This window comes from Georgenia alba (genome assembly GCF_042665525.1).
Classification (GTDB): domain Bacteria; phylum Actinomycetota; class Actinomycetes; order Actinomycetales; family Actinomycetaceae; genus Allobogoriella; species Allobogoriella alba.
Genome location: NZ_JBHTCQ010000001.1, coordinates 1,367,656 through 1,389,567 on the forward strand (window position 1 = coordinate 1,367,656; position 21,912 = coordinate 1,389,567).

Annotated in this window: 19 protein-coding genes and 1 pseudogene; 11 read left to right on the forward strand and 9 right to left on the reverse strand. The window is 72.6% G+C overall.

Annotated features, from left to right (window positions below):
* The first annotated feature begins 3 nt into the window (after window positions 1–3).
* The gene (locus ACFQQL_RS06365) at window positions 4–210 is read left to right on the forward strand and encodes a DUF5302 domain-containing protein (protein WP_382392396.1); all 207 of its coding nucleotides are present in this window, start codon (window positions 4–6) and stop codon (window positions 208–210) included.
* A 68-nt stretch (window positions 211–278) separates the two neighbouring features.
* Here ACFQQL_RS06365 and ACFQQL_RS06370 read toward each other — a convergent pair whose 3' ends face one another.
* From ACFQQL_RS06370 to mftA, 3 genes and pseudogenes are all read right to left on the reverse strand, one after another.
* Complete coding sequence (locus ACFQQL_RS06370) at window positions 279–1,835, reverse strand: HNH endonuclease signature motif containing protein (protein WP_382392398.1); 1,557 nt, start codon at window positions 1,833–1,835, stop codon at window positions 279–281.
* Window positions 1,836–2,148: 313 nt separating this feature from the next.
* A pseudogene (gene mftB, locus ACFQQL_RS19160) lies at window positions 2,149–2,436 on the reverse strand (mycofactocin biosynthesis chaperone MftB); the annotation flags it as partial.
* Window positions 2,433–2,552: a mycofactocin precursor MftA gene (gene mftA, locus ACFQQL_RS06380; RefSeq protein WP_382392402.1), complete on the reverse strand. Its 120-nt coding sequence runs from the start codon at window positions 2,550–2,552 to the stop codon at window positions 2,433–2,435. The gene mftA and the pseudogene mftB, both read right to left, overlap by 4 nt.
* Before the next feature lie 95 nt (window positions 2,553–2,647).
* On the opposite strand from mftA, the gene mftR reads away from it, so the two are divergent.
* Window positions 2,648–3,316, forward strand: a complete 669-nt coding sequence (gene mftR / locus ACFQQL_RS06385) for a mycofactocin system transcriptional regulator (protein ID WP_382392404.1) — start codon at window positions 2,648–2,650, stop codon at window positions 3,314–3,316.
* Entirely contained in the window at window positions 3,313–4,953 is a 1,641-nt protein-coding gene (locus tag ACFQQL_RS06390; protein ID WP_382392406.1) for a GMC family oxidoreductase, read from the forward strand. Before mftR ends, ACFQQL_RS06390 begins: the two co-directional genes overlap by 4 nt.
* Window positions 4,954–4,968: 15 nt before the next feature.
* Here ACFQQL_RS06390 and ACFQQL_RS06395 read toward each other — a convergent pair whose 3' ends face one another.
* Entirely contained in the window at window positions 4,969–5,973 is a 1,005-nt protein-coding gene (locus tag ACFQQL_RS06395; protein WP_382392408.1) for an SDR family NAD(P)-dependent oxidoreductase, read from the reverse strand.
* 4 nt (window positions 5,974–5,977) lie between these two features.
* A complete protein-coding gene (locus ACFQQL_RS06400; protein WP_382392410.1) occupies window positions 5,978–6,952 on the reverse strand; it encodes a hypothetical protein in 975 nt (324 codons plus the stop codon).
* Between the two features lie 100 nt (window positions 6,953–7,052).
* Here ACFQQL_RS06400 and mftC point away from each other — a divergent pair, with 100 nt between their 5' ends.
* A complete protein-coding gene (gene mftC / locus ACFQQL_RS06405; RefSeq protein ID WP_382392412.1) occupies window positions 7,053–8,303 on the forward strand; it encodes a mycofactocin radical SAM maturase in 1,251 nt (416 codons plus the stop codon).
* Between the two features lie 48 nt (window positions 8,304–8,351).
* Here the strand turns inward: mftC and ACFQQL_RS06410 are convergent, their stop codons facing one another.
* Window positions 8,352–9,215, reverse strand: a complete 864-nt coding sequence (locus ACFQQL_RS06410) for a GH25 family lysozyme (RefSeq protein ID WP_382392414.1) — start codon at window positions 9,213–9,215, stop codon at window positions 8,352–8,354.
* Window positions 9,216–9,430: 215 nt separating this feature from the next.
* Between ACFQQL_RS06410 and mftD the strand changes: the two genes are divergently transcribed.
* Genes mftD through mftF form a run of 3 tightly spaced genes read left to right on the forward strand, consistent with a single transcriptional unit; the run spans window position 9,431 to window position 12,780 of the window.
* Entirely contained in the window at window positions 9,431–10,678 is a 1,248-nt protein-coding gene (gene mftD, locus ACFQQL_RS06415; RefSeq protein WP_382392416.1) for a pre-mycofactocin synthase MftD, read from the forward strand.
* Window positions 10,679–11,371, forward strand: coding sequence for a mycofactocin biosynthesis peptidyl-dipeptidase MftE (mftE, locus tag ACFQQL_RS06420; RefSeq protein WP_382392419.1), 693 nt, complete (start codon window positions 10,679–10,681; stop codon window positions 11,369–11,371).
* Complete coding sequence (gene mftF, locus ACFQQL_RS06425; protein ID WP_382392421.1) at window positions 11,371–12,780, forward strand: mycofactocin biosynthesis glycosyltransferase MftF; 1,410 nt, start codon at window positions 11,371–11,373, stop codon at window positions 12,778–12,780. The genes mftE and mftF overlap by 1 nt, the downstream gene beginning before the upstream one ends.
* 21 nt (window positions 12,781–12,801) lie before the next feature.
* On the opposite strand, the gene ACFQQL_RS06430 is transcribed toward mftF, so the two are convergent.
* Complete coding sequence (locus ACFQQL_RS06430; RefSeq protein WP_382392423.1) at window positions 12,802–13,821, reverse strand: LacI family DNA-binding transcriptional regulator; 1,020 nt, start codon at window positions 13,819–13,821, stop codon at window positions 12,802–12,804.
* A 388-nt stretch (window positions 13,822–14,209) separates the two neighbouring features.
* Here ACFQQL_RS06430 and ACFQQL_RS06435 point away from each other — a divergent pair, with 388 nt between their 5' ends.
* The 4 genes from ACFQQL_RS06435 (at window position 14,210) to ACFQQL_RS06450 (ending at window position 19,203) form a co-directional block, all read left to right on the forward strand.
* Window positions 14,210–15,058 (forward strand): ABC transporter permease, encoded by an 849-nt coding sequence (locus tag ACFQQL_RS06435; RefSeq protein WP_465254025.1) that lies wholly within the window; start codon window positions 14,210–14,212, stop codon window positions 15,056–15,058.
* Window positions 15,059–15,123: 65 nt separating this feature from the next.
* The gene (locus ACFQQL_RS06440) at window positions 15,124–15,987 is read left to right on the forward strand and encodes a carbohydrate ABC transporter permease (RefSeq protein ID WP_382392427.1); all 864 of its coding nucleotides are present in this window, start codon (window positions 15,124–15,126) and stop codon (window positions 15,985–15,987) included.
* Between the two features lie 61 nt (window positions 15,988–16,048).
* Complete coding sequence (locus ACFQQL_RS06445; RefSeq protein WP_382392429.1) at window positions 16,049–17,689, forward strand: extracellular solute-binding protein; 1,641 nt, start codon at window positions 16,049–16,051, stop codon at window positions 17,687–17,689.
* A gap of 119 nt (window positions 17,690–17,808) precedes the next feature.
* On the forward strand, window positions 17,809–19,203 hold the full coding sequence (locus ACFQQL_RS06450; RefSeq protein ID WP_382392431.1) for a sulfatase family protein: 1,395 nt from the start codon (window positions 17,809–17,811) through the stop codon (window positions 19,201–19,203).
* Between the two features lie 51 nt (window positions 19,204–19,254).
* Here ACFQQL_RS06450 and ACFQQL_RS06455 read toward each other — a convergent pair whose 3' ends face one another.
* Complete coding sequence (locus ACFQQL_RS06455; RefSeq protein WP_382392433.1) at window positions 19,255–20,280, reverse strand: LacI family DNA-binding transcriptional regulator; 1,026 nt, start codon at window positions 20,278–20,280, stop codon at window positions 19,255–19,257.
* A gap of 41 nt (window positions 20,281–20,321) precedes the next feature.
* Complete coding sequence (locus tag ACFQQL_RS06460) at window positions 20,322–21,899, reverse strand: arylsulfatase (RefSeq protein WP_382392435.1); 1,578 nt, start codon at window positions 21,897–21,899, stop codon at window positions 20,322–20,324.
* Window positions 21,900–21,912 lie beyond the last annotated feature (13 nt).

Below are 21,912 nucleotides of genomic sequence, written 5' to 3' on the forward strand. Positions count from 1 at the left end.
AGCATGACTGGTCGAAAGAAGGCACAGAAGAAGGACCCGAAGGCGGGCTCGGCCAGCGACGAGGTCAAGGCCAAGTTCCGCGAGGCCCTCGAGAAGAAGCAGGCACGCGCGCGTGGTCCCGAGCTGAATCCCGAGGACGGCCGGGGTGTGGGTGTGACGCCGCACGGCCCGGTCGGGGTCAAGCGCGAGTTCCGCCGTAAGTCGGGCTAGCTCCCGGCAGCAGGCCGGGTTGGCGCCCGGCGGCAAGCCGGGCTCATGACCGGCACGGGCCATTTCCGTCAGAACGGTGGTGGCCTGCCGGGGTCGTCGCCGTGCGGTGGCGACCCCGGCGGTCGAGCACCGGGCGGCGGCTGGGGTTCGTACCGGTAGGTGTGACCGGTGGGTGCGCGCCAGCGCAGCGCCCCGCCCTCCCGGCGGGCCGCCCAGCGTCCGGAGGTCTTGAGGTTGTGGTGCCGCCGGCACAGCGGGTGCAGGTTCGCCTCTGTCGTCTGCGGGGCGGTTCGCTCGTCCCGTGCGCGGGCATGGTCGTATGCGGTGATGTGATCGAGGTCCGTGTACCTGGCCGGCTGGCGGCAGCCCGGAAAGGTGCACCGCACGTGTCGGGCCTTCACCGTCCGCTCGAGCACCACGCCGGGGCGGTACGCCCTCGTGCCGAGTGCGGCGAACTGACCGGCGGCGTCGGTGAACAGGCCCCGCCAGGTCGCGTCGGCCGCGAGCTCGCGGGCCAGCTCGGCTGGGATCGGGCCGTGGCCGGCCAGCACCGCGGGCTCCTCGTCCAGGCCGAGCAGCGTTCCCGCGCCGACCGTGACGTGGAGCTGAGTCCGTGACCTGCCCGGCCGTTCGGTGGCGAGTCCGCCAGACGCGGGCTCCTCCTTGATGCGCGCGGCCGGCTCGGCAGGTCCAGCGGCGACGGCGCCGGTGAGCACGTCGACGAACACGTCGGCGCGCCGTTGGTCCACGTTCCGGTCGTCCCCGTCGGTGCGCGCGGCGTCCGCGAGCGAGTCCAGGCTCGCCTTGACCCGCTGGGCGTCGTCACCGCGAAGGTATGCGGACACCCGTGCCATCGCGTCCGGAAGCGCCTCGACGCTCACGCAGCGCCGGGAGTGCTCCTGCTCGCGGCGCAACCGGCCCGCCTCCGGGTCGGTGGCCAGGGCGTGTGAACGGATCCGGTCCCGGAGCCAGGTGGTCGTCCGCGTGCTCGCCTGCGGGAGCAGCTCTTTCGTGAGGGCTCGGTGGTCGCTCTCGGACACGCCGGACTGACGGTCCACCAGCACGGCCGCCTTGCGTGCATCCACCTCTCCGGCTGCCAGCGCGTCGGCGACCTCCGGGTAGGCCTCGAGCTGGATCGCGAGGCCGACCGTGGCCTGGGCGGCCACGCCGGTCTGCCCCAGCCGGGCGCGGACCTCGTCCACCACGCCGTCGGCCGCGCGCGAGCTCGTCCCTCGGCGGGCCAGCAGCTCGCTCAGGCATCGGGACCGGCCCGCCACCGCGGCCGAGGTCAACCGCTCGAACCCGGCGACCGCCTCCAGCAGGGCCGCGTCACTCAGCTCGGCCGGCTCCAGCCCGAACAGCTCCTCCGCCAGCCGGTCCCCGCCACGCAGCGACTCGAGGCGGCACGCCGCCTCGTCGGTCAGGCCGAACCGGGAGAACAGTGGGGCGGCGGGAGCTGGACTCGCGCCGGGGTCGGAGTGGGACGCCCGGGCATCGGCGGGGCGGGCGTCATCCGAGGTGGGGGATGCCGAGGCACGAGTGTCTGACCCGTGCGGCACCGTCGCGGTCGCCGCACGCCCAGCGCCGGCGTTCCCGGCGAGCCACTCCTCGAGCTCCTCGAACATGTGTCCAAACTAGAGGAGGGGTCTGACACCGGCGCCGCGGACCACCGCTGCTGGGGACAGAGCGTCACCTCAGGGCGCCGCACGAGGCGGCGGCCCGGGAGGCCGCCGAGGCAGCCGCCCGGAAGAGCATTGCGCGAGGCACGCCGGCGCCTTATAGCACGCATCGTCACCGCTCGGTGCGACTCATACCGCGTAGCGCGGGCACGCGTACCGATGACTCGGCACGCGATCGACGACTCGGCGCCGGGTTGAGGACCGCTGGTCTCAGGCCCTCACGCACCTTCCTGCACCGCTGCCCCGCGGCTGTTTCGACGTCGTCCCGCTCGACGACCATCTGCGACGCGGCGAGCGTGCTCACGGCCCGGATGTAGGTCGCGGTGGCCTCGGGCGCCACGCCCGCCGCCTCGACCGCGGCACGGACGCTGGGCTGGGCGCCGAGCGAGCGCACGACCTCGAGCAGCGTCCGGTCCTTGAGGAAGGAGAGCTTGCGGGTGCCGAAGTGGTACAGCAGCGCCCCGAACGGCTCGGGACGCACGGCGACCTGCGGATGCAGCTCCCAGGGTCGGTCCGGGTCGAACAAGGCGGGCGCGGGCGCGATCAGTAGACCCCGCACATGCCGTCGATCGAGACCTCTTCGACCAGTGCGTCGGCCTCGACGGGGGACTCGTCCGTCTGCGGCGCGGTCTCGTGCTGCGTGGTGGTCGGCTCAGCCGTCATTGGCTCTCCTCCTGCGCGGTGCGCGCGGCCCCTGGCGGTCCGCGGCGATGCCGACCATGCTAATGGCACCGAGTGCCGATCGAAAGGGGTCACTGGTGACCCGGGACGCCAGCGAACGCGCCCGCGGGCGGGCGCGCTCGACCAGCGCCGCCGAGCTCGGTCGGGTGGGTCTGGACCTGTTCATCGACCACGGATTCGACGCGGTGACGGTGGACGACATCGCAGCCGCAGCCGGCATCGGCCGCCGCACGTTCTTCCGGTACTTCGCCTCCAAGAACGACCTGCCGTGGGGTGATTTCGACGTGCTGCTCGTCAGCATGCGCCTCCACCTGGCGGCCGTCCCGGCGCAGGTACCGGTCTTCGACGCCCTTCGAGACGCGGTCGTCGAGTTCAACACCTTCTCCCCGGACGAGGTGCCGCTGCACCGTCGCCGCATGGAGGTCCTGCTGCGCACCCCGACCCTCGTCGCGCACTCGGCCCTGCGGTACGCGTCCTGGCGCCAGGTGATCGCAGAGTTCGTCGCGGAACGCCTCGGTGTCGCGGCGGACTCGCTGCGCGCCCAGACCGTCGGCTGGGCCTGTCTCGGCGTCAGCCTCGCCGCCTACGACCAGTGGCTCGAGCACGACGGCGAGTCGCTCACCGAGCTCATCGACGCCGGCTTCGCGGAGCTGCGCGAGGTCCTCACCGACACCGACACCGACACCGACACCGGCACCTCCACCGACACCGACACACACGACGGCGGACGGGCCGGCCGTCGATGACCTACGACGTCGTCGTGGTCGGCTCCGGCTCGGCCGGCTCCGCGGTCGCGGCCCGGCTCAGCGAGGACCCGGGGGTGCGCGTCCTGCTGCTCGAGGCCGGGCCGGTCCCGGCCACCGACGACGCGTTCCCGGAGGAGGTCCGCGACGGTGCGACGCTCCGTGCCTCGGTCCCCGGGCACCCGCTCAACTGGTCCTACCTCGGGCACCTCACGCCCGACCTGCCGTACACGATCGCCCGAGGTCGCGTGCTGGGCGGGTCCAGCGCGATCAACGGCGGGTACTTCGTCCGCGCCCGACCCGAGGACTTCGACGCCTGGGCCGCGGCCGGAAATCCCGAGTGGGCCTACGAGCGGGTGCTGCCCGCCCTGCGCGACCTCGAGCACGACCTGGACCACAGAGGCACGGAGGTCCACGGCGGCGCCGGCCCCATGCCGGTGCGCCGCGCCCCGCAGCGCAACCCCGCGGCCCGGGCGTTCACCGCCGCCGCGCACGAGCTCGGGTTCCCCGCGGAGCCGGACAAGAACGCCCCGGGTCCGCCCGGCGTCGGGCCGATCCCGCTCAACGTCGTCGCCGGCGTCCGGCGCAGCACCGGGATGCAGTACGTCAACCCGGTCCGGCACCGTCCGAACCTCGAGGTCCGCGGCCACGCCTTGGTGCTCCGGATACGGTTCGACGGCGCACGCGCCGTGGGCGTCGAGGTCGCCACCGACGCGGGTACCGAGGCGATCACCGCCGGGCAGGTGGTGCTCGCCGCCGGCGCGATCGGCAGCCCGCACCTGCTGCTGCGCTCCGGCGTCGGGCCGGCCGCGGAGCTGGCCGCGCACGGTGTCCCCGTGGTGGCGGACGTGGCCGGTGTGGGGCGGGACTTCAGCGACCACCCGGACCTGACCGTCGGCTGGCGCAGCCGCCGGGACGTCGTCGCCCGTCGTCCGGAGTCCTTCGTCACGGCCCTGAACCTCTCCTCGCCCGACGGCCCGCCGCAGGGTGACCTGGAGATCCTGCTGTGCGTCCGGCCGCTGTCGATGCTGCTCACCGGCGAGGGGGCCGGCAGGCTGAGCACGGTTCGCGCCGGGCTCCGGGCCGGGCTGAGCCATCCCGCCCGGTTGGTGGGCGCGCTGCGCGGGGTGTCGTTCCGACGCCTCGCCCGGCAGGCCGCGCACGCCCGTGACCTCATGCTGCTCGTCGGGCTGCAGGCGCCCGTCTCCCGCGGCCGGATCACGCTCGTCTCCGCCGACCCGGCGGTCCACCCCCGGATCGACTACCACCACCTCGCCGAGCCGGCCGACCGGGAGCGGATGCGCTACGGGCTCCGCACCGCCGTCGCCGTGCTGCGCTCGCGGGCGTTCGAGCGACTCTTCGGGGGCCTCACCGAGCTCGACGACGCCACGCTCGCGGACGACGCCGCGCTGGACGCGTGGATGCTGGGTCACCTCGGGACCGCGATCCACCTGTGTGGCAGCGCACGGATGGGGCCGGCCGACGACCTGGGCGCCGTCGTCGACCAGTACGGACGCGTGCACGGGGTGAGCGGCCTGCGGGTGGCGGACACCTCGATCCTGCCCACCGTGCCCAGTCGTGGGCCCGCGGCGACGGCGGTGCTCGTCGGCGAGTTGGTGGCCCGCTTCATGCGCGGATGAGCCTGAGATCAGGGACTACGCGGGATCGGTGACCGGTGGCGTCGGCGCCGGCAGCCGGTTCTCCGCCGCGTAGACGGGCGAGGTCAGCAGGAACGGGATCGCTGCCCTGCGCACCTCGTCGAGGGGCTCGTCGGGGAACGCGTCCTCGATCGTCCGGTGGCGCTCGATCAGCCCGTCCTTGAACTCCGGGTGGGTGAGGATGAACAGGTCGCCCCTCCGCACGCCCTGCAGCACGCGCTCACCCGCCTCCTCGGCGGACATGTACGGCTGCTGCTTGGCCCGCTCAGCCCACGCCGGGTCCGGCGGCCGGTAGCCGGAGTCGGCGTACCTGGCCGGACGGTCGGCGGTGCCCATCGCGATGTTGCTGTGGGTCGGGCCGGGGCAGTAGGCGGAGACGCCGATGCCCTCGCCGCGCAGCTCGATGTGCAGCGCCTCGGAGAGTGCGATGACGGCGGCCTTCGTCATGGAGTACAGGCCGGCGACGATCGGCATGAGGCCACCCATGGAGGAGGTGTTGACGATGTGCCCGCCCTCGCCGTGGGCGCGGATCTTGGGCAGGAACGCCTGGATCCCGTGGCCGACGCCGCGGATGTTCACGTCGATGACCCAGTCCCAGTCGCTCGGCGTCGCGTCGACCACCGGCCCGGTCAGCCCGATCCCCGCGTTGTTGACCAGCACGTCGACGCGGCCGTGCCGGGCCTCGACCTCGTCGGCGAGGTCGCGCATGGCGTCCAGGTCCGTGACGTCGACCCGCCGGCCCTCGACGCCCAGGCCGTGCGCGGCCAGCTCCGTCTCGGTCTCCCGCAGGTGCTCCTCGCTGCGGCCGGTGACCACGACCGTCGCGCCGGCCCGGGCGAGTGCGAGCGCGATCCCGCGGCCGATGCCGCTCGAGCCACCGGTGACGACGGCGACCTTGCCGTTGAAGTCGTCCATGGCGCCGATGTCAGCATGTTTCGGCACGACGGCGGGGGTCGCCTTCCGTGGCACAGAAAGGAAGTCGAGGTGCTTGCGAGCGGTCACCCGCTCACTCGCACGACCACACGTTCGTCAGCTCGAACCACTGCGCCAGCAGGCCGGTACCCGGCTGGCTCTCGGTCAGCTCGACCACCGTCCGGTCTCCGTCGACCTGCGGCTCGCCGACGTCGAACGCCTCCGCGATCCCGGGCCGCTGGTCCAGGGCGGGCTGCACGCCCGCACCGATGAACGTCACCTGCGCCGTGCCGGTGAACGAGTCGCCGACCACGAGGCTGTCCACGCAACCAGGCGGGCCGCCGCCAGGTTCGGCCTCGACATACGCCGCGGCGGTCTCTTCCAGCTGCTCGGCGGCAAGCTCGACCAGCTCACCGCCCTTCCCGCCCTGCCCCACCGCGTCCTGCACCCGAGAGACGTCCGCCTCGGGGTCGGAGGTCAGCGCGAGCAGGCCGTCGCGGTAGGCAAGGTGCGAGTAGGAGGCGTGCAGCCCGATCCGGCCGTCCCCGACGTAGCTCAACGTGTCGCCGGCGCGCTCGTAGTCGCCGTCGGTGAACCCGGCGGCGATCTCTTCGAACGGCTGCTCCGTGCGCAGGACCGTCAACGACCCAGGGATAAACCTCGTCGTCGTCGCGGCGGCCATGACCGCACCCAGATCGATGGCCTCGATCGCCGGATCGACGTCGTCCGGGGCGATCTGCGGAACGTGCGGGATCGCCACGGCCACCGAGCTGAAGTACGCCCGCCAGGCGTCGTCGTCGTCGGCCGGTAGCGGCCCGAAGAGGTCCACGTCCTCCGGCACGCCGAGGTCCTCCCGCACGGCCGCCAGGTCGACGGCGACCAGTCCGCGTCGGGCGTCCCCGTGCGTGGCCACGCGGTCCGCCAGATCCGCGACGCCCCGATAGGTGTCAGGGAGCAGGACCGTCAGGACGACGGCGACGACGACCACCACCGCCACGACCGCCGCCACCACCACGACCGGCCTGCGACCACGGCCCGGCCCCACCTGTGATCCCCCCGGAACGCTCACGGCGCCGAACGTAGCAAGGGCTTGCCCGGCCCTAGCATTCGGCACCCAGTGCCATTAGTGTGGCCGAGGTCACGACGTGGTGAACGGGAGGAGCCGACGGATGAGCGTGCTGGAGACAGCGCGACCGAGGCCGACGAGGCTGGTCGACCACTTCGAGTACGGCCTGGACGCCCCCATCTGCCTGACCTGGGAGCTGACCTACGCCTGCAACCTCTCGTGCATCCACTGCCTGTCCGCGTCCGGCCGGCGCGACCCGCGTGAGCTGTCCACCGCGGAGTGCCGGGCCATCATCGACGAGCTCGAGCGGATGCAGGTCTTCTACGTCAACATCGGCGGTGGCGAGCCGACCGTGCGCAGCGACTTCTGGGACCTCGTCGACTACGCCACCGCGCACCACGTCGGGGTGAAGTTCTCCACGAACGGCGTGAAGATCACGCCCGAGATCGCCGCGCGGCTCGCCGCGAACGACTACGTCGACGTCCAGATCTCCCTCGACGGCGCGACGGCGGAGGTCAACGACGCCATCCGCGGCGGGAAGTCCTACGACATGGCCATCCGGGCCATGGAGAACCTGTCCGCGGCGGGCATGAAGAACTTCAAGATCTCGGTGGTCTGCACCCGCCAGAACATCCCTCAGCTGGACGAGTTCAAGGCGCTCGCGGACCGGTACGGCGCACAGCTGCGCCTGACGCGCCTGCGCCCGTCCGGCCGCGCCGTGGACGTGTGGGACCAGCTGCACCCCACCCGCGAGCAGCAGCGCGAGCTCTACGACTGGCTCGTCGCGCACGGCGACGGCGTCCTCACCGGCGACTCGTTCTTCCATCTCTCCGCCTACGGGGAGTCGCTCCCGGGGCTGAACCTGTGCGGGGCCGGCCGCGTCGTGTGCCTCATCGACCCGGTCGGTGACGTCTACGCCTGCCCGTTCGCCATCCACGACGAGTTCCTCGCGGGCAACGTGCGCGAGCCCGGCGGGTTTGCCGGCGTGTGGCGCGACTCGGAGCTGTTCGCCCGGCTCCGCAGCCCGCAGGCGGGCGGCGCCTGCACGTCCTGCCAGTTCTTCGACAGCTGCAAGGGCGGCTGCATGGCGGCGAAGTTCTTCACCGGCCTGCCGCTGGACGGGCCGGACCCCGAGTGCGTGCGCGGTTTCGGCGAGGAGGCGCTCCGGGCGCGCGGCGGCGCCGCCCTGCCCAAGCCGTCCGGGGACCACTCGCACCGCACGAGCCCGCCCCGGCCCCGAAGCCGAGGGCCGGTCCCGGTCACCATCGGGCGCCGTCGTGAGGACGTCTCCGCGCCGCCGGTCTCGGCGTGCCAGGAGAGCCCGCTGGCGGGATTCGACCCCCGAGGCGGCTGAGCGGCGATCGCCGCACACCATCCGTCGCCAGGGACGCGGCGGTCGCAGTCACCGGGTGTTGTTCGCCAGCGCCAGCAGCCGCGTCCGGGAGCCGTTGAAGACGTTCCGGTCCACGTTCCCGGAGATCCCCGCCACGGAGCCGGTCGAGGTGTACTGCCATGTCGTCCACACGGTGAAGCCCGAGGGAAGGGTGGGCCTGGACGCGGAGGTCCAGTGGGCGACCCAGAGCGGGCTCCGGTTGGCCATCCCGCCCCAGTTGTCCGTGCACCGGTTCCAGAACGAGCGCGAGGTGTAGATGACGACGTCGCGTCCGGTCCGCTCCTTGTACCGGTTGTAGAAGCCCAGGATCCAGCTGCGCAGCTGAGACGGACTCATGCGGTAGCAGGGACGGTCCGGGTTCGAGGGGTTCGCCTCGATGTCCAGCACCCCGGGGAGCGTGCGGTTGTCGCGCGACCACGCCCCGCCGTTGTTGACGAAGAAGTTCGCCTGGACGCGCCCGCCGGAGACGTCGGGCCGGGCGAAGTGGTACGCCCCGCGGATCACGCCGCGCTGGTACGCACGCGTGTAGTTCCGGTCGAACTGCGGGTCTCGCCAGCTGTGCGCCTCGGTCGCCTTGATCCAGGCGAACTGGATGCCGGCGTTGCGGACGGACGCCCAGTTGATAGTGCCCTGCCAGTGCGAGACGTCGATGCCGCGGGGACCGGCCGGCAGCGCCAGTGGTTGCGCCGTCGTGGCGGTCCGCTCCCGGGCGGCCTCGGACCCCGCACCCATGTAGCCCGTGCCGATGTCGTCGCCGCCGCTCCGCGCCGAGGACGCCGCCGGCTGGCCGGCGAGCGCGAGCGCGGCAGTCAGCAGTGCCGCCACGGCGAGACGGGCGCCTCGGCGGGCACCGAGGGAGATGGTCGATGGCATCGCGGCCTCCTTGCGTGGACGACGCTGCGGCGCGTCGGTCCCTCCGGCGGGACAGAACAGGACAGAACCTAGCGGCTGCCGGCCGTCATGGGGGTCCGGATCTGCGGTGTGGCGCGGGCGGAGTCCGCCCGGCGGAAACCTCCCTCGCCAGTGGCACCCAGTGCCATTACGATGGCTCTCACGGGTCGACGACGCCCCGGAAGGGACAGTGAGACATGGGCAACGGATGGTTCGAGACCGTCGCGGAGGCGCAGCGACGTGCCCGGCGTCGGCTCCCGCGGTCGGTGTACGGCGCTCTGGTCGCCGGGAGCGAGCGCGGCATCACCGTCAGGCAGAACACGGACGCGTTCTCGCAGATCGCGTTCGCCCCCCACGTGGCGGGCCACCACGCCGAGCGTGACCTCTCCACCACGGTCATGGGGATCCCGGTCTCCTTCCCGGTGCTGATCTCGCCGACCGGCGTGCAGGCCGTCCACCCGGACGGCGAGGTGGCGGTGGCCAGGGCGGCGGCCGCCCGCGGCACGATCATGGGCCTGAGCTCCTTCGCCTCGAAGCCGGTCGAGGAGGTCGCCGAGGCGAACCCCGACACCCTCTTCCAGGTGTACTGGACCGGCTCACGCGAGGACATGGTCCGGCGCATGGACCGCGCCCGGGCCGCGGGGGCCAAGGGCCTCATCGCCACGCTCGACTGGTCCTTCTCGAACGGGCGGGACTGGGGGAGCCCGTGGATCCCGGAGCGGATCGACCTCAAGACCGCGGTCAGGCTCGCCCCGCAGGTGCTGCCCAGGCCCGCGTGGCTGCTGGACTTCCTCCGGACCGGAGCCGTCCCCGACCTGACCACCCCGAACCTCGAGCCTCCGGGCGGCAAGGCCCCGACGTTCTTCGGCGCATACGGCGAGTGGATGGGCACTCCGCCACCCAGCTGGGAGGACGTGGCGTGGCTGCGCGAGCAGTGGGGCGGCCCGTTCATGCTCAAGGGCATCACCCGCATCGACGACGCCCGCCGCGCCGTGGACGTCGGCGCCACCGCCATCTCGGTGTCGAACCACGGCGGCAACAACCTCGACTCCACACCCGCCACCATCCGGGTGCTCCCCGGCATCGCGGAGGCCGTCGGCGACCACGTCGAGGTGCTGCTCGACGGCGGTGTGCGGCGCGGCAGCGACGTCGCCAAGGCGCTCTCCCTCGGCGCGCGTGCGGTGATGATCGGGCGCGCCTACCTGTGGGGTCTCGCCGCGAACGGGCAGGGCGGGGTGGAGAACGTGCTCGACATCCTCCGCGGCGGCCTCGACTCGGCCGTGCTCGGGCTCGGCAAGAGCTCGGTGCACGAGCTGAACGCCGACGACCTGTACGCGCCGGACGGCTTCTTCCTACGCCTCGGCGACGACAAAGGACTCGGCGACGACGAGCGAGGCGCCGAGGCCGCGACCGGCACCACGAGTGCGATCGGCGCGAGGCGCTAGGTGTCCGAGCGGCTCGTCGACCGGGTCTCGCCCAACGTCGGCGCGCCGGTGGTGCTGCTGCCGGTGGGTTCCACCGAGCAGCACGGCCCGCACCTTCCGCTGGACACGGACACCGTCGTCGCCGAGGCCGTCGCCACGGCGCTGGCGAAGCGGGCGGGCGCGACGGGGATCGACGTCGTCGTCGCGCCGCCGATCGCCTACGGTTCCAGCGGCGAGCACGAGGCCTTCCCCGGGACGGTCTCGATCGGCCGGGAGGCGCTCGAACATGTCCTGGTCGAGTACGGGCGCTCGGTGTGCGGCTGGGCCGCGCGGCTGGTGCTCGTCAACGGGCACGGCGGCAACGTCGAGGCGCTGGCGAGCGTGGTGTCGCGACTGGTCGCCGAGGGACGCGACGTCACCTGGATCCCCTGCGAGCACGACGGCGGAGGGGACGCGCACGCCGGCCGCACGGAGACCTCGCTCATGCTGCACCTCGCGCCCGACCGCGTCCGCCTCGACGCCTCGGTACCGGGCAACCGTGCCGACCTCGCGACGCTGATGCCCGAGCTGCGGCGCGGCGGCGTCGCCGCCGTCGCGCCCAACGGGGTGCTCGGGGACCCGAGCGGCGCGAGCGCGGAGGAGGGTGCCCGCCTGCTGGAGGGCATGGTCGAGCGGGCCTGGCGCCGCTGGTCCCCGACGCGGCAGGCCACCTGATGGCCGGCCTGCCCGACGGTGCGGAGCTCGTCCTGGGCCGCCACACGCACGTCACCGACGGCGGACGCGTCCTGGTCGGCGGGACGCCGGCCCGCGTGGCCCGGCTGCGGAGCGCGGCCGCCGCCCGGATCCGCGGCCGCCGCCTACGGGTGACGGACGCCGCGAGCCGGTCGCTCGCCGACTACCTGCTCGAGGCGGGCCTGGCCGACCCGGACCCGGCGACCCTGCCGGAGGCCGACCTCGGCGACGTCACCGTCGTCGTGCCGACCCTGGACCGCGCCCCGCAGCTCGACCGGCTGCTGGCCAGCGTCCGCACGCATCTCGGCGAGGTGCGCGTCGTCGTGGTCGACGACGGCTCCCGGGACGCGGCCGGCGTCGCCGCGGCCGCACGGCGCCATCGCGCGGACGTCCTGCGCCTGCCGCACAACCGTGGCCCCGCGGACGCCCGCAACGCCGGCCTCGCCGTCGTGCGGACGCCGTTCGTGCTCTTCGTGGACACCGACGTGGTGCTCCGGCCGGGCGCCGTCCCGCTCCTGCTGCGCCACCTCGCCGACCCGGTGGTGGCCGCCGTCGCGCCCCGGGTGGTCGGGATCGTCGGACCGGACGACAGCTGGGTGCTGCGCTACGAGAACGCCCGCTCCTCGCTCGACCACGGCCGCGACGCCGCAGCCGTGCGCCCGCACTCGCCGATGGCGTGGGTGTCGACCACGTGCCTGCTCGCGCGGGTGGCCGCGCTGGGGCCGGGCTTCGGCGCCGGGATGCGGGTGGCGGAGGACGTGGACCTGGTCTGGCGCCTGGTGGGGGAGGGATGGCGGGTGCGGTACGAGCCGCGCGCCGTCGTCGAGCACGAGCACCGCGACTCCCTCCGGTCCTGGCTGGTCCGCAAGGCGACCTACGGCACCGGTGCCGCCCCGCTGGCCGCGCGGCACCCGGGCCTGGCCGTCCCGGCGCTGCTGTCCCCGTGGGCCGCCGGCGTGCTCGTGGCGCTCGCGGCGCAACGGCGCTGGTCGCTGCCGGTAGCGGGGGCGCTCGCGGGCTGGACCGCGGTGGACATCGCACGGCGGGCGGGCACGAACCGGCCCTACCGGCTCGCGGGCCGGCTCACCGGCTACGGCCTGGTCTCGGCGGTCAACCAGGGGTTCGCGCTCGTCCTGCGGCACTCGTGGCCGGCCTGCGCGGCGGCGTGCCTGGCCTCCCGGCGCGCGCGCCGGGTCGCGGCCGTGGCCGCGGTCGCGGACGCCGCCTGGGAGTACCTGCGACTGCGGCCCCCGATGGACCCGGTCCGCTTCGCCGTCGCCCGCCGTCTGGACGATCTGGCGTACGGCGCCGGCGTGTGGTGGGGAGCCTGGCGCGCCCGCTCTGGTGCCGCGCTGCTGCCCGGGATCCGTCGGTCCGTCCGGCCCCGCTGAGCGCCGCGGCCGGCGAGTCTGTCAGCGCGGCGTCGCCGGGCCCGTCGAGCCACGCCAGATCACGGTGTGCACGGAGCCCTCGACGGGCGGGGGAGCGGTGGCCCCGAGCGTCGCGATGAGGCGTGACATGGCGGCGTGGCCGAGCTGCATGTGGTCGACGTCGACGGTGGTGAGGGTCGGCTGCAGATAGGCGCCGAGGCCGAGGTTGTCCCAGCCGGTGACGCTCAGGTCTCGCGGGATCTCCCAGCCACGCTCCCGGGCGGCCTCGATGACGCCACCGGCGACGAGGTCGCTGCCGGCGATGATCGCCGTCGGGCGGTCCTCCTCCGGGAGAGCCAGCACGGCCTCGCGCCCGGCCTCGGCCGCCCACCTTCCCTCGTGCAGCCGGGCCGGACCGAGGCCCAGGCGCTCGACGGTCTCGACGAAGACGTCCCGGCGTGCACGGGCGGAGGCGAAGTCGAGCGGTCCGGTGATGTGCAGGAATCGTCGGTGCCCGAGGTCGGCGAGACCCTCGACCAGCTCGGCGGCGGGGGACCCGTCCGCGAGCTCACCGATCCCACGGCTGCGCTCGTCGTAGTCCTCTGCGACGACGATGGCGGCCCGCCCCGGGGACCCGTGCCCGCTCTCCGGCGGGATCGGAGCCAGGGTCAGGACGCCGTCGACCTGGCCGGAGTCGGCCGTCTGCAGCACCCGTTCGAACCGCTCGTCCGGCGTCCCCTCGACGCTGAGCACCTCCAGGGCGTACCCGGCCTCGTGGGCGGCGTCGACGGCGCCGCTGAGGATCCGCGCCAGGCCGGGATGGGTCACGGGCGGCAGGAAGACGGCGATCCGCCCACTCCTCCGGGTCCGCATGGACCGGGCGGTGAGGTTCGGCCGGTAGTCGAGCTGCTCCACGGCCCTGCTGATCCGCGTCACCGTCTCCGAGCGCATCTTCGGGTCGTGGCGCAGGTAGCGGGAGACCGTCTGGTGCGAGACGCCGGCGGCCTTCGCGACCTCCCAGATCGTCGCGCGGCGGCCGGCCCTCGGGTTCTCGTCCGTCATCCTTCGTCCATCGTCGGTCGGGACCGGACACCTCCGCCGTGCGAGCGCCCCCTGCCCGCTCGCACCGGAAAGTGATCGATCACCCTAGCGTACCGGTGCGGTCCTGACGAGCCTTGCAAGGTGATCGATCACTCCCTACCGTGAGCGCTGAAAGTGATCGATCACTCTGCGATGGAGCACCTGTGGAACGAAGAGGTTCTCCCATCCGCGTCGGCGTCGTCGGCGGTGGGGAGAGGTGACCGTCGTCGGTCTCCGCAGAGATCGTCGGACCTCCTCCGGGGGCACCACGCGCGAGAGCGGAGCGCAACCCGCACCGCCGCGCCGGCAACTGCCCTGGTGGCGCCGGCTGGCGCGGGACCGGACAGTCCTGCTGCTGGCGCTGCCCGGGATGGCGGTCATCGTCACCTTCCAGTACGTGGCACTCGCCGGCAACGTCATCGCGTTCCAGGACTACCAGCCGTACCTCGGCGTCGAACGCAGCCTGTGGGTGGGCCTGGAGAACTTCGAGATCCTCGTCGACGGTGACCCGGAGTTCCTCCGCGCGCTGCGCAACACGCTCATCATCACGGCCCTGCAGACCGTCTTCGTCTTCCCGGCGCCGATCATCCTCGCGCTGGTCCTGAACAGCCTCGTCTCGAACCGGGTCCGGCAGACCGTCCAGTCGATCCTCTACCTGCCGCACTTCCTGTCCTGGGTGATCGTCGTGGCGGTCTTCCAGCAGGTGCTCGGCGGGGCCGGACTGGTCAACAACTTCCTGCGCGCACGCGGGTGGGAGCCCATCGACATCATCGGCAACTCGGACGCCTTCTTCGCCCTCATCACCTCCCAGGTCATCTGGAAGGACACCGGCTGGGCCACCATCCTCTTCCTCGCCGTCCTGGCCGGCATCGACAAGTCCTTGTACGAGGCCTCGGCGGTCGACGGCGCGACCCGGTGGCGGCAGACGTGGCACATCACGCTGCCGGGGCTGCGGCCGATCATCATCCTGCTCTTCATCCTCAAGCTCGGCGACTCCCTGACCGTCGGATTCGAGCAGCTCCTGCTCCAGCAGGACGCGGTCGGGCTCGGCGTGGCGCAGGTGCTCGACACCTACGTCTACAACAACGGCGTGGTCGGTGGTTACTGGGGTGTGGCGGCCGCGGTCGGTCTGGCCAAGGGTGCGGTCGGGCTGGTGCTGGTGCTCGTCGCGAACAAGGCGGCGCACGCCTTCGGTGAGGAGGGGGTGTACCGCGCGTGAGCGTGACCCGAGAGCCCCACGTTCGCCCCCGGCGTCGCAGGCGACCCGTGATCGACGGCGTGCCCATGCCGGGACCCGTCGAGCGGGTCACCAAGGGCGTCTTCCTGACCATCGCCTGCGCGCTCGTCGTCCTCCCCTTCCTCGGAGTCGTCTCGACGAGCCTCGCCAGCCCCGAGCGCGTCGTCGACGCGGGCGGCTTCGTCCTGCTGCCGGTGGACGTCGACCTGACGGCGTACCGCATGATCTTCGCCGGAGGCGTCGTCACGCAGGCGATCCTCGTCAGCACGTTCGTGACCGGTGTCGGCACCGTGCTCAGCCTGACCCTCACGGCCACGCTCGGCTGGGCGTTGAGCCGGCGGGGCACCTTCGGCAACCGTCCGCTGCTGATCCTGGTCCTGGTCAGCCTGCTGTTCAGCCCGGGGATCATCCCGAGCTACCTCGTGGTGCAGCGGCTCGGGCTGCTGGACAGCCTGTGGGCGCTGATCATCCCGACCTCGGTCTCGGCCTTCAACGTCATCGTGGTGCGGGCCTTCTTCGTGCGGCTGCCCGGCGAGCTCATCGACAGCGCCCGCATGGACGGCGCGTCCGAGTGGCAGCTCTTCACCCGGATCGGGCTGCCGCTGTCCCGCCCCGTCCTGGCCGTCGTCGGGCTGTTCTACGGAGTCGGCTACTGGAACGCCTTCTTCAACGCGCTCCTGTACATCTCCGACGCGAGCAAGTGGCCGCTGCAGCTCGTGCTGCGCACGTACGTCGTCGACGGGAACCAGCTCGGGGCCCAGGATCTCGGTGCCGCGGCGGACGCCATGCCACCGCAGACCTCCATCCAGATGGCGATCCTCGTGGTCTCCGTCATCCCGCTGCTCGTCATCTACCCGTTCCTGCAACGCCACTTCGCCAAGGGCATGCTCACCGGCGCCGTCAAGGGCTGACCGCCGCACCGAGCCCGTCCCGATCCATCCGTCAGCACCAGCCACTCGACGAGGAGCAGTCATGAAGGATCCCACCACGAGGCGCCGGATCACCCGTCGCCACGTCCTGCAGGGCGGCCTGGGAGTGGGTGCGCTGGCCGCCCTCGGCCTGGCTGGCTGCAGCAACGAGGGTCGCGGCGGCGCGATGGCCACCTCCGGCGGACCGGGCGAGCTGCCCGCCTACATCCCGTTCGACGGCGTCCCGGCCGACCTGACCGGCTCCGACGGCGTGAGCGACACGATGCTCGCCTACCCCGAGGATCCCGTCACGGTGACCGACCGCCCGCCGGGTGACGGTCGCGACGTCGGGGTCTTCGCGCTGACGCACACGCCCGTGCCGCCCGCCCTGGGGCGCAACGCCTACTGGCAGGCGCTGCACGAGCGGCTCGGGTTCGGCCTGGACATCGCACTCGTCCCGAGCGGCGACTTCGCCGACCGGTTCCAGACCGCCGTCGCCGGAGACCAGCTGCCGGACCTCGTCACGGTGTTCCCGGAGAGCGTGCCCGGCCTGCCGGGGCTGCTGGCGGAGCGCGCGACCGACCTGACCGATCTGCTGGCCGGGGACGCCGTCGAGCAGTTCCCGTTCCTGGCGAACATCCCGTCGGAGAGCTGGCAGGCGACCATGTACGGGGGCCGCATCTTCGGTGTGCCGGTGCCACGCGGCGCGCAGACGAGCGAGGTGCTCTTCTTCCGCGCGGACATGCTCGAGGCGGAAGGGCTCGCACCCGAGCTCGGGTCCGCGGAGGATCTGCACACGCTGTGCACCGAGCTGACCTCGCCGGCCGCGAGCCGGTGGGCGCTGGGCCACGTCCCGATGCCGTTCATCCGCCAGATGTTCGGGATCCCCAACGGCTGGGCCGAGGACGGCGGGAGTCTGACCAGCGCGAACGAGCACGAGCGCCAGGAGGAGGCGCTGGAGCTCGGCCGCCGTCTCGTCGCGGACGGCCTCGTCCACCCCGATGCTCTCTCCGCGAACATCACGCAGCGCAAGACCTGGGTGGTCAACGGGACGACGCCGCTGCGGCCCGACACGTTCAGCGCGTGGTCGGCGTTCTCGGAGTACCCGATCGGCGAGGACTTCCGTCTCGACGTGCTCGCGCCGCCGCTCGCCGACGGGGGCGGGCAGGCAGCCATCTGGCGGGGGTCACCGACCCACAACATCACGGTGATCAGCGCCAGGTCGGCCGATCGTGCGGAACCGCTCCTCGAGGTCCTGAACCATCTCGCCGCACCGTTCGGCAGCAGCGAGCACCTCTTCAAGACGTACGGGGTCGAGGGCGTGCACCACGAGCTGCAGGGCACCGACCCCGTCCTCACCGAACGGGGCCGGAGCGAGATCCAGCTGTCGTTGCGGTACCTGGCCGAGGGGCCCTGGGTAAACTACCTGGCGGGCGAGCCCGACGTGGCCCGGGCGCAGCACGACGCGCAGAGTGACTTGGTGCCCGCGGCGGTGCCGGACCCGACCGAGGGCCTGTACAGCGAGACCGCGAGCCGCCGCGGGAACCAGATCGGCACGGCGCTGGCGGACCTCGAGACGGACATCCTGCAGGGGCGTGAACCCGTCAGCGCCTGGGCCGAGGCGGTCGCGACGTGGACGTCGGAGGGTGGCGACGACATCCGCGCCGAGCTCGAGGAGGCGCTGGCGGCTGCGGAGGACCGCTGACGCGCCCGGACGTGGAGCGACCGATCCGCGCCCGACGTGAGATCGTGCACGAAGCGGCCGCCGCAGCCGATCCGCGGCTGGTGCACCGACCGAGCCGCCGAGAAGGGCCACCGTTGACGATGGACCGACCCAATGTCCTCCTGATTGTCTCCGACGACCACGGCTACGGGGACTTCACCCGATTCGGCCACGACGAGCGGATCCGGACGCCGAACCTCGACCGTCTCGCCGCATCCGGCGTGAGCTGCACAGACGCCTACGTCACCGCGCCGATCTGCAGCCCGTCGCGGGCGGGGCTGATCTCGGGTACGTACCAGCAGCGGTGGGGCGCCCGGTGGTTCGACACGAGTCGCTTTCCCGACCACCTGCCCTCCCTGGCCGAGCGGTTCGAAGAGCTCGGGTACGCGACCGGCTACTTCGGGAAGGTCCACTACGGGCCGGAGGAGCCGGGTGACCGGGCCTGCCCGCCGCACCACGGGTTCGCGGAGACCTTCTACGGGCTGGCCGGGATGCAGGAGGGCCGCCTGAACTACATGCGCCGCTCGCGCCGGGACATGGCGGAGTACGGCGAGGAGGGGTCCTGGCGGATGGCCGTCCACCCGTTGCGCGACGGCGACACGGAGGTGGAGCCCGAGGGGTTCCTCACGGCCGAGCTGGGTCGCCGGACGGCCGAGTTCGTCGAGACCCATGCGGACGAGCCGTTCTTCGCGATGGTGGCGTTCAACGCGGTGCACAACTTCACGTTCCAGCTGCCGCAGGAGGAGCTGGAACGCCGTGGGCTCCCCGCCTACGCCGACTGGAAGGACGGGGACGGGAAGTACACCGACTGGTACGACCGAGCCATCTGGCCCAACCTGCCCAACGGCCGGGAGTACTACCTGGCCCAGCTGGAGCTCATGGACGCCGAGGTCGGCCGGCTCCTGGACGCGCTCGAGGCGCGCGGGCTGAGCGAGAACACCGTGGTCGTCTACCTCACCGACAACGGCGGCTCGACGTGCAACTTCGGCGACAACGACCCGCTGCGGGGCGGGAAGTACACGCTGTGGGAGGGCGGCATCCGCGTGCCGTTCCTGGTCCGCTGGCCGGCCGGCGGCATCGGCGGGGGAGCCGAGCACGGCGCAGTGGTGAGCGCGCTCGACCTGTACCCGTCGCTGCTGTCGGCCGCGGGCGCCGCGCCGGAGACGTGGTCACACGGCGACGGGATCGACCAGGTCGGCGCCTGGCGCGCGAGCGCGGCCGGCAGGCACGACCCTGCCGGCCGTACGCTGCACTGGGACACGGGCTTCCAGTGGGCGATCCGCGACGGCGACTGGAAGCTCCAGCACGTGGACGACCACCCCACCGTCGCCCATCTCAGCAGCTACGAGCACGCCCCGATCGCGCCCGGACGGCGTCTGACCAACCTCGCCGAGGACCCCGGCGAGCAGCGCGACCTCAGCCCCGACCACCCGGAGATCGTGCGCCGCCTCGCCGAGCGGCACGCCGCCTGGCAGGCCGAGGTCGCACAGCATTGACGAGTCGGCACAACATCGACGAGACGGCACAGAGTTGACGAGTCGCCGGGTTCAGGGCGGAGGGGCCGTGCTCTCGCGCACCACCAGCTCGAAGTCGGCGACGACGTGCGTCGCCCGCCGGTCCGTGCCGGCGATGCGCTCCACGAGCATCTCGATCGCCGTCCGGGCGATGCCGGCCTTGTCGGGCGCCACCGTCGAGAGCGACGGCGTGGACATCCGGGCGGCCTCGACGTCGTCGATGCCGATGACCGCGACGTCGTCCGGGACCTTGACCCCGAACGTGGCGAGCGCGCGCATCGTGCCCAGCGCGACGCGGTCGTTGAACGCGAAGACCGCGTCCACGTCTCCTGCCCGGTCCAGCAGGTCGCCGATGGCGCCGGCCACCGCCTCAGGCGTGTGATCGCCGCCCGGGTGGACGACCAGGTCGGGATCGACGGGCACCCCGTGGTCGGTGAGGGCGCTCTCGTAGCCGCTGATCCGCCGGCCGGGCTCCACCGTCGGCCACCTGCCGCCGCGCTTGCGCGGCCGGGCACCGATCGCGGCGATCCGACGTCGTCCCAGGTCGAGGAGGTGCTCGACGGCGGTGTAGGCGGCGGCATGGCTGTCGATGGCGACACCGTCCGCCGTGTCGACGGCGCGTTCCCCCAGCAGCACGAGCGGGGTCCGGTCGCTGCGCGACCGGAGGTACTCCTCCGAGATCGACCAGGGCTGCAGGATCATGCCGTCCAGCAGCCGGCTGCGGAAGCCCTCGGCCACCAGGGTCTCCCGGGCCAGGTCCCCCTCGGTCGCGTCCACCAGCACGGTCAGGTCTCGCGCTGCGGCCTCCTTGACGATCCGGTTCGCCATCTCGCCGAAATAGGGGTTGTCCAGGCTGGGCACCGCCAGCGCGATGACGCCGGACCGGCCGCGGCGAAGGTTGCGTGCCGTGATGTTGGGGCGATAGTCGAGCTCGGCGATGGCCCGCTCGACCTTCGAGCGCGTCTCGTCGGTGAGGTACGGGTAGCCGTGCAGGACGTTGGACACGGTCTTGATCGAGACACCGGCCAGCTTGGCGACGTCCTTGATGGTGGCTCCCACCCGCACCTCCCCAGCTCGCCGTGCCCGTCCCGGCCGTGCCGTCAACGTCCTGCGACGAGGATGCTCTCACGTGCGATGACGCCGCAGCGGTCCGCCCATCCCTCGTAGGCGTCGACGAGCTCAGCCACCACGTCCGGGTTCGCCTCGGCCCGGTCGTGCAGCTCGGTCCGGTCGGTGGAGAGGTCGTAGAGCTCCCACGGCTCGCCGAACTTCCGGACCAGCTTCCACCGGCCGCGCCGCACCGCCGCGTTGCCCTCGTGCTCCCAGAACAGCATCCGGTCCGCCGGCGCCGGCTCCCCGTGCCAGGTGGCGACCATGCTGACCCCCTCGAGGGGCTGCGGGTCTCGCCCCGGGAACTCCTCCGGGTAGGTGACACCGGTCGCCTCGAGCACCGTCGCCATGACGTCCGGAAGCTGGTGCGGGACGTGCCGGACCGCGCCAGCCTCGAGGCCGCCGGCCGGCCAGTGGGCGATGAACGGCGTCGCGATGCCGCCCTCGTGGACCCAGTGCTTGTACTCCCGGAACGGGGTGTTGGAGAGGTTGGCCCAACCGGTGCCGTAGCTGGCGTACGTGTCCTCGCCGCCCGGCATGACCTCGGGGACGTTGCCGCGAAAGACGCGCCGCCCGTCGCGCGTGGCACCCGGGAGGAACTCGGGCAGGTGCGGCAGCTCGTCGGTGTAGGCAGGCTGGAATCCCTCGGCGCAACCGCCGTTGTCGGACAGGAACAGCACGAGCGTGTCGTCGAGCTGTCCGGTGGACTCGAGCGCGTCGAGGATGCGTCCGACGCCGGCGTCCATGCGGCGGATCTGCGCGGCGTAGACCTCCATGCGCCGCGTCTGCCACTCGTGGTCGGGGGTCTGGTCCCAGGCCGCGACATCCGGGTCGCGGTCGCTCAGTCCCCACGCGGGGTCGAGCACGCCGAGATCGACCAGGCGTCGTGCGCGCTCACGGCGCAGCTCGTCCCACCCGGCATCGAACAGGCCCTCCATCGCGGCCACGTCCTCCTCGGGCGCGTGCAGGGGCCAGTGCGGCGCGGTGTACGCGGTGTACAGGAAGAAGGGCCGAGAAGGGTCCTTCTGGTGGGCCTCGATGAAGCCGACGGCGTTGTCGGTGATCGCGTCCGTGTAGTAGAAGTCCGGCGCCGACGTCTCTTCCTGCACCGAGGTCTCGCCGCGGGTGAGGGTCTTCGGGTAGTAGTAGCTGCCGCCGCCGGCGATGGTGCCGAAGAACTGCTCGAACCCGCGCCGGGTGGGCCAGGCGTCGTGGGGCTCGAACATCTGGCCGCACAGGTGCCACTTGCCGGACATGGAGGTCGCGTAGCCGGCCGCGCCGAGGACCTCCGCCATCGTCAGGCAGCGGTCGTTGAGGGTCCCCGCGTAGCCGTGCGGCCGCTGGTCCTCGGTGAGGATCCCGATCCCGGTCTGGTGCGGGTGGAGCCCGGTGAGCAGGGACGCGCGGGACGGTGAGCAGCGGGCGGTGTTGTAGAACTGCGACATCCTGACCCCGCCGGCCGCGAGCCGGTCGAGGTTCGGGGTCGGGATCTCGCTGCCGTAGCAGCCGATGTCGGAGTACCCCATGTCGTCGACGACGATCAGGACGACGTTGGTGCGCGGGGCCATGGCTTCCTTCCAG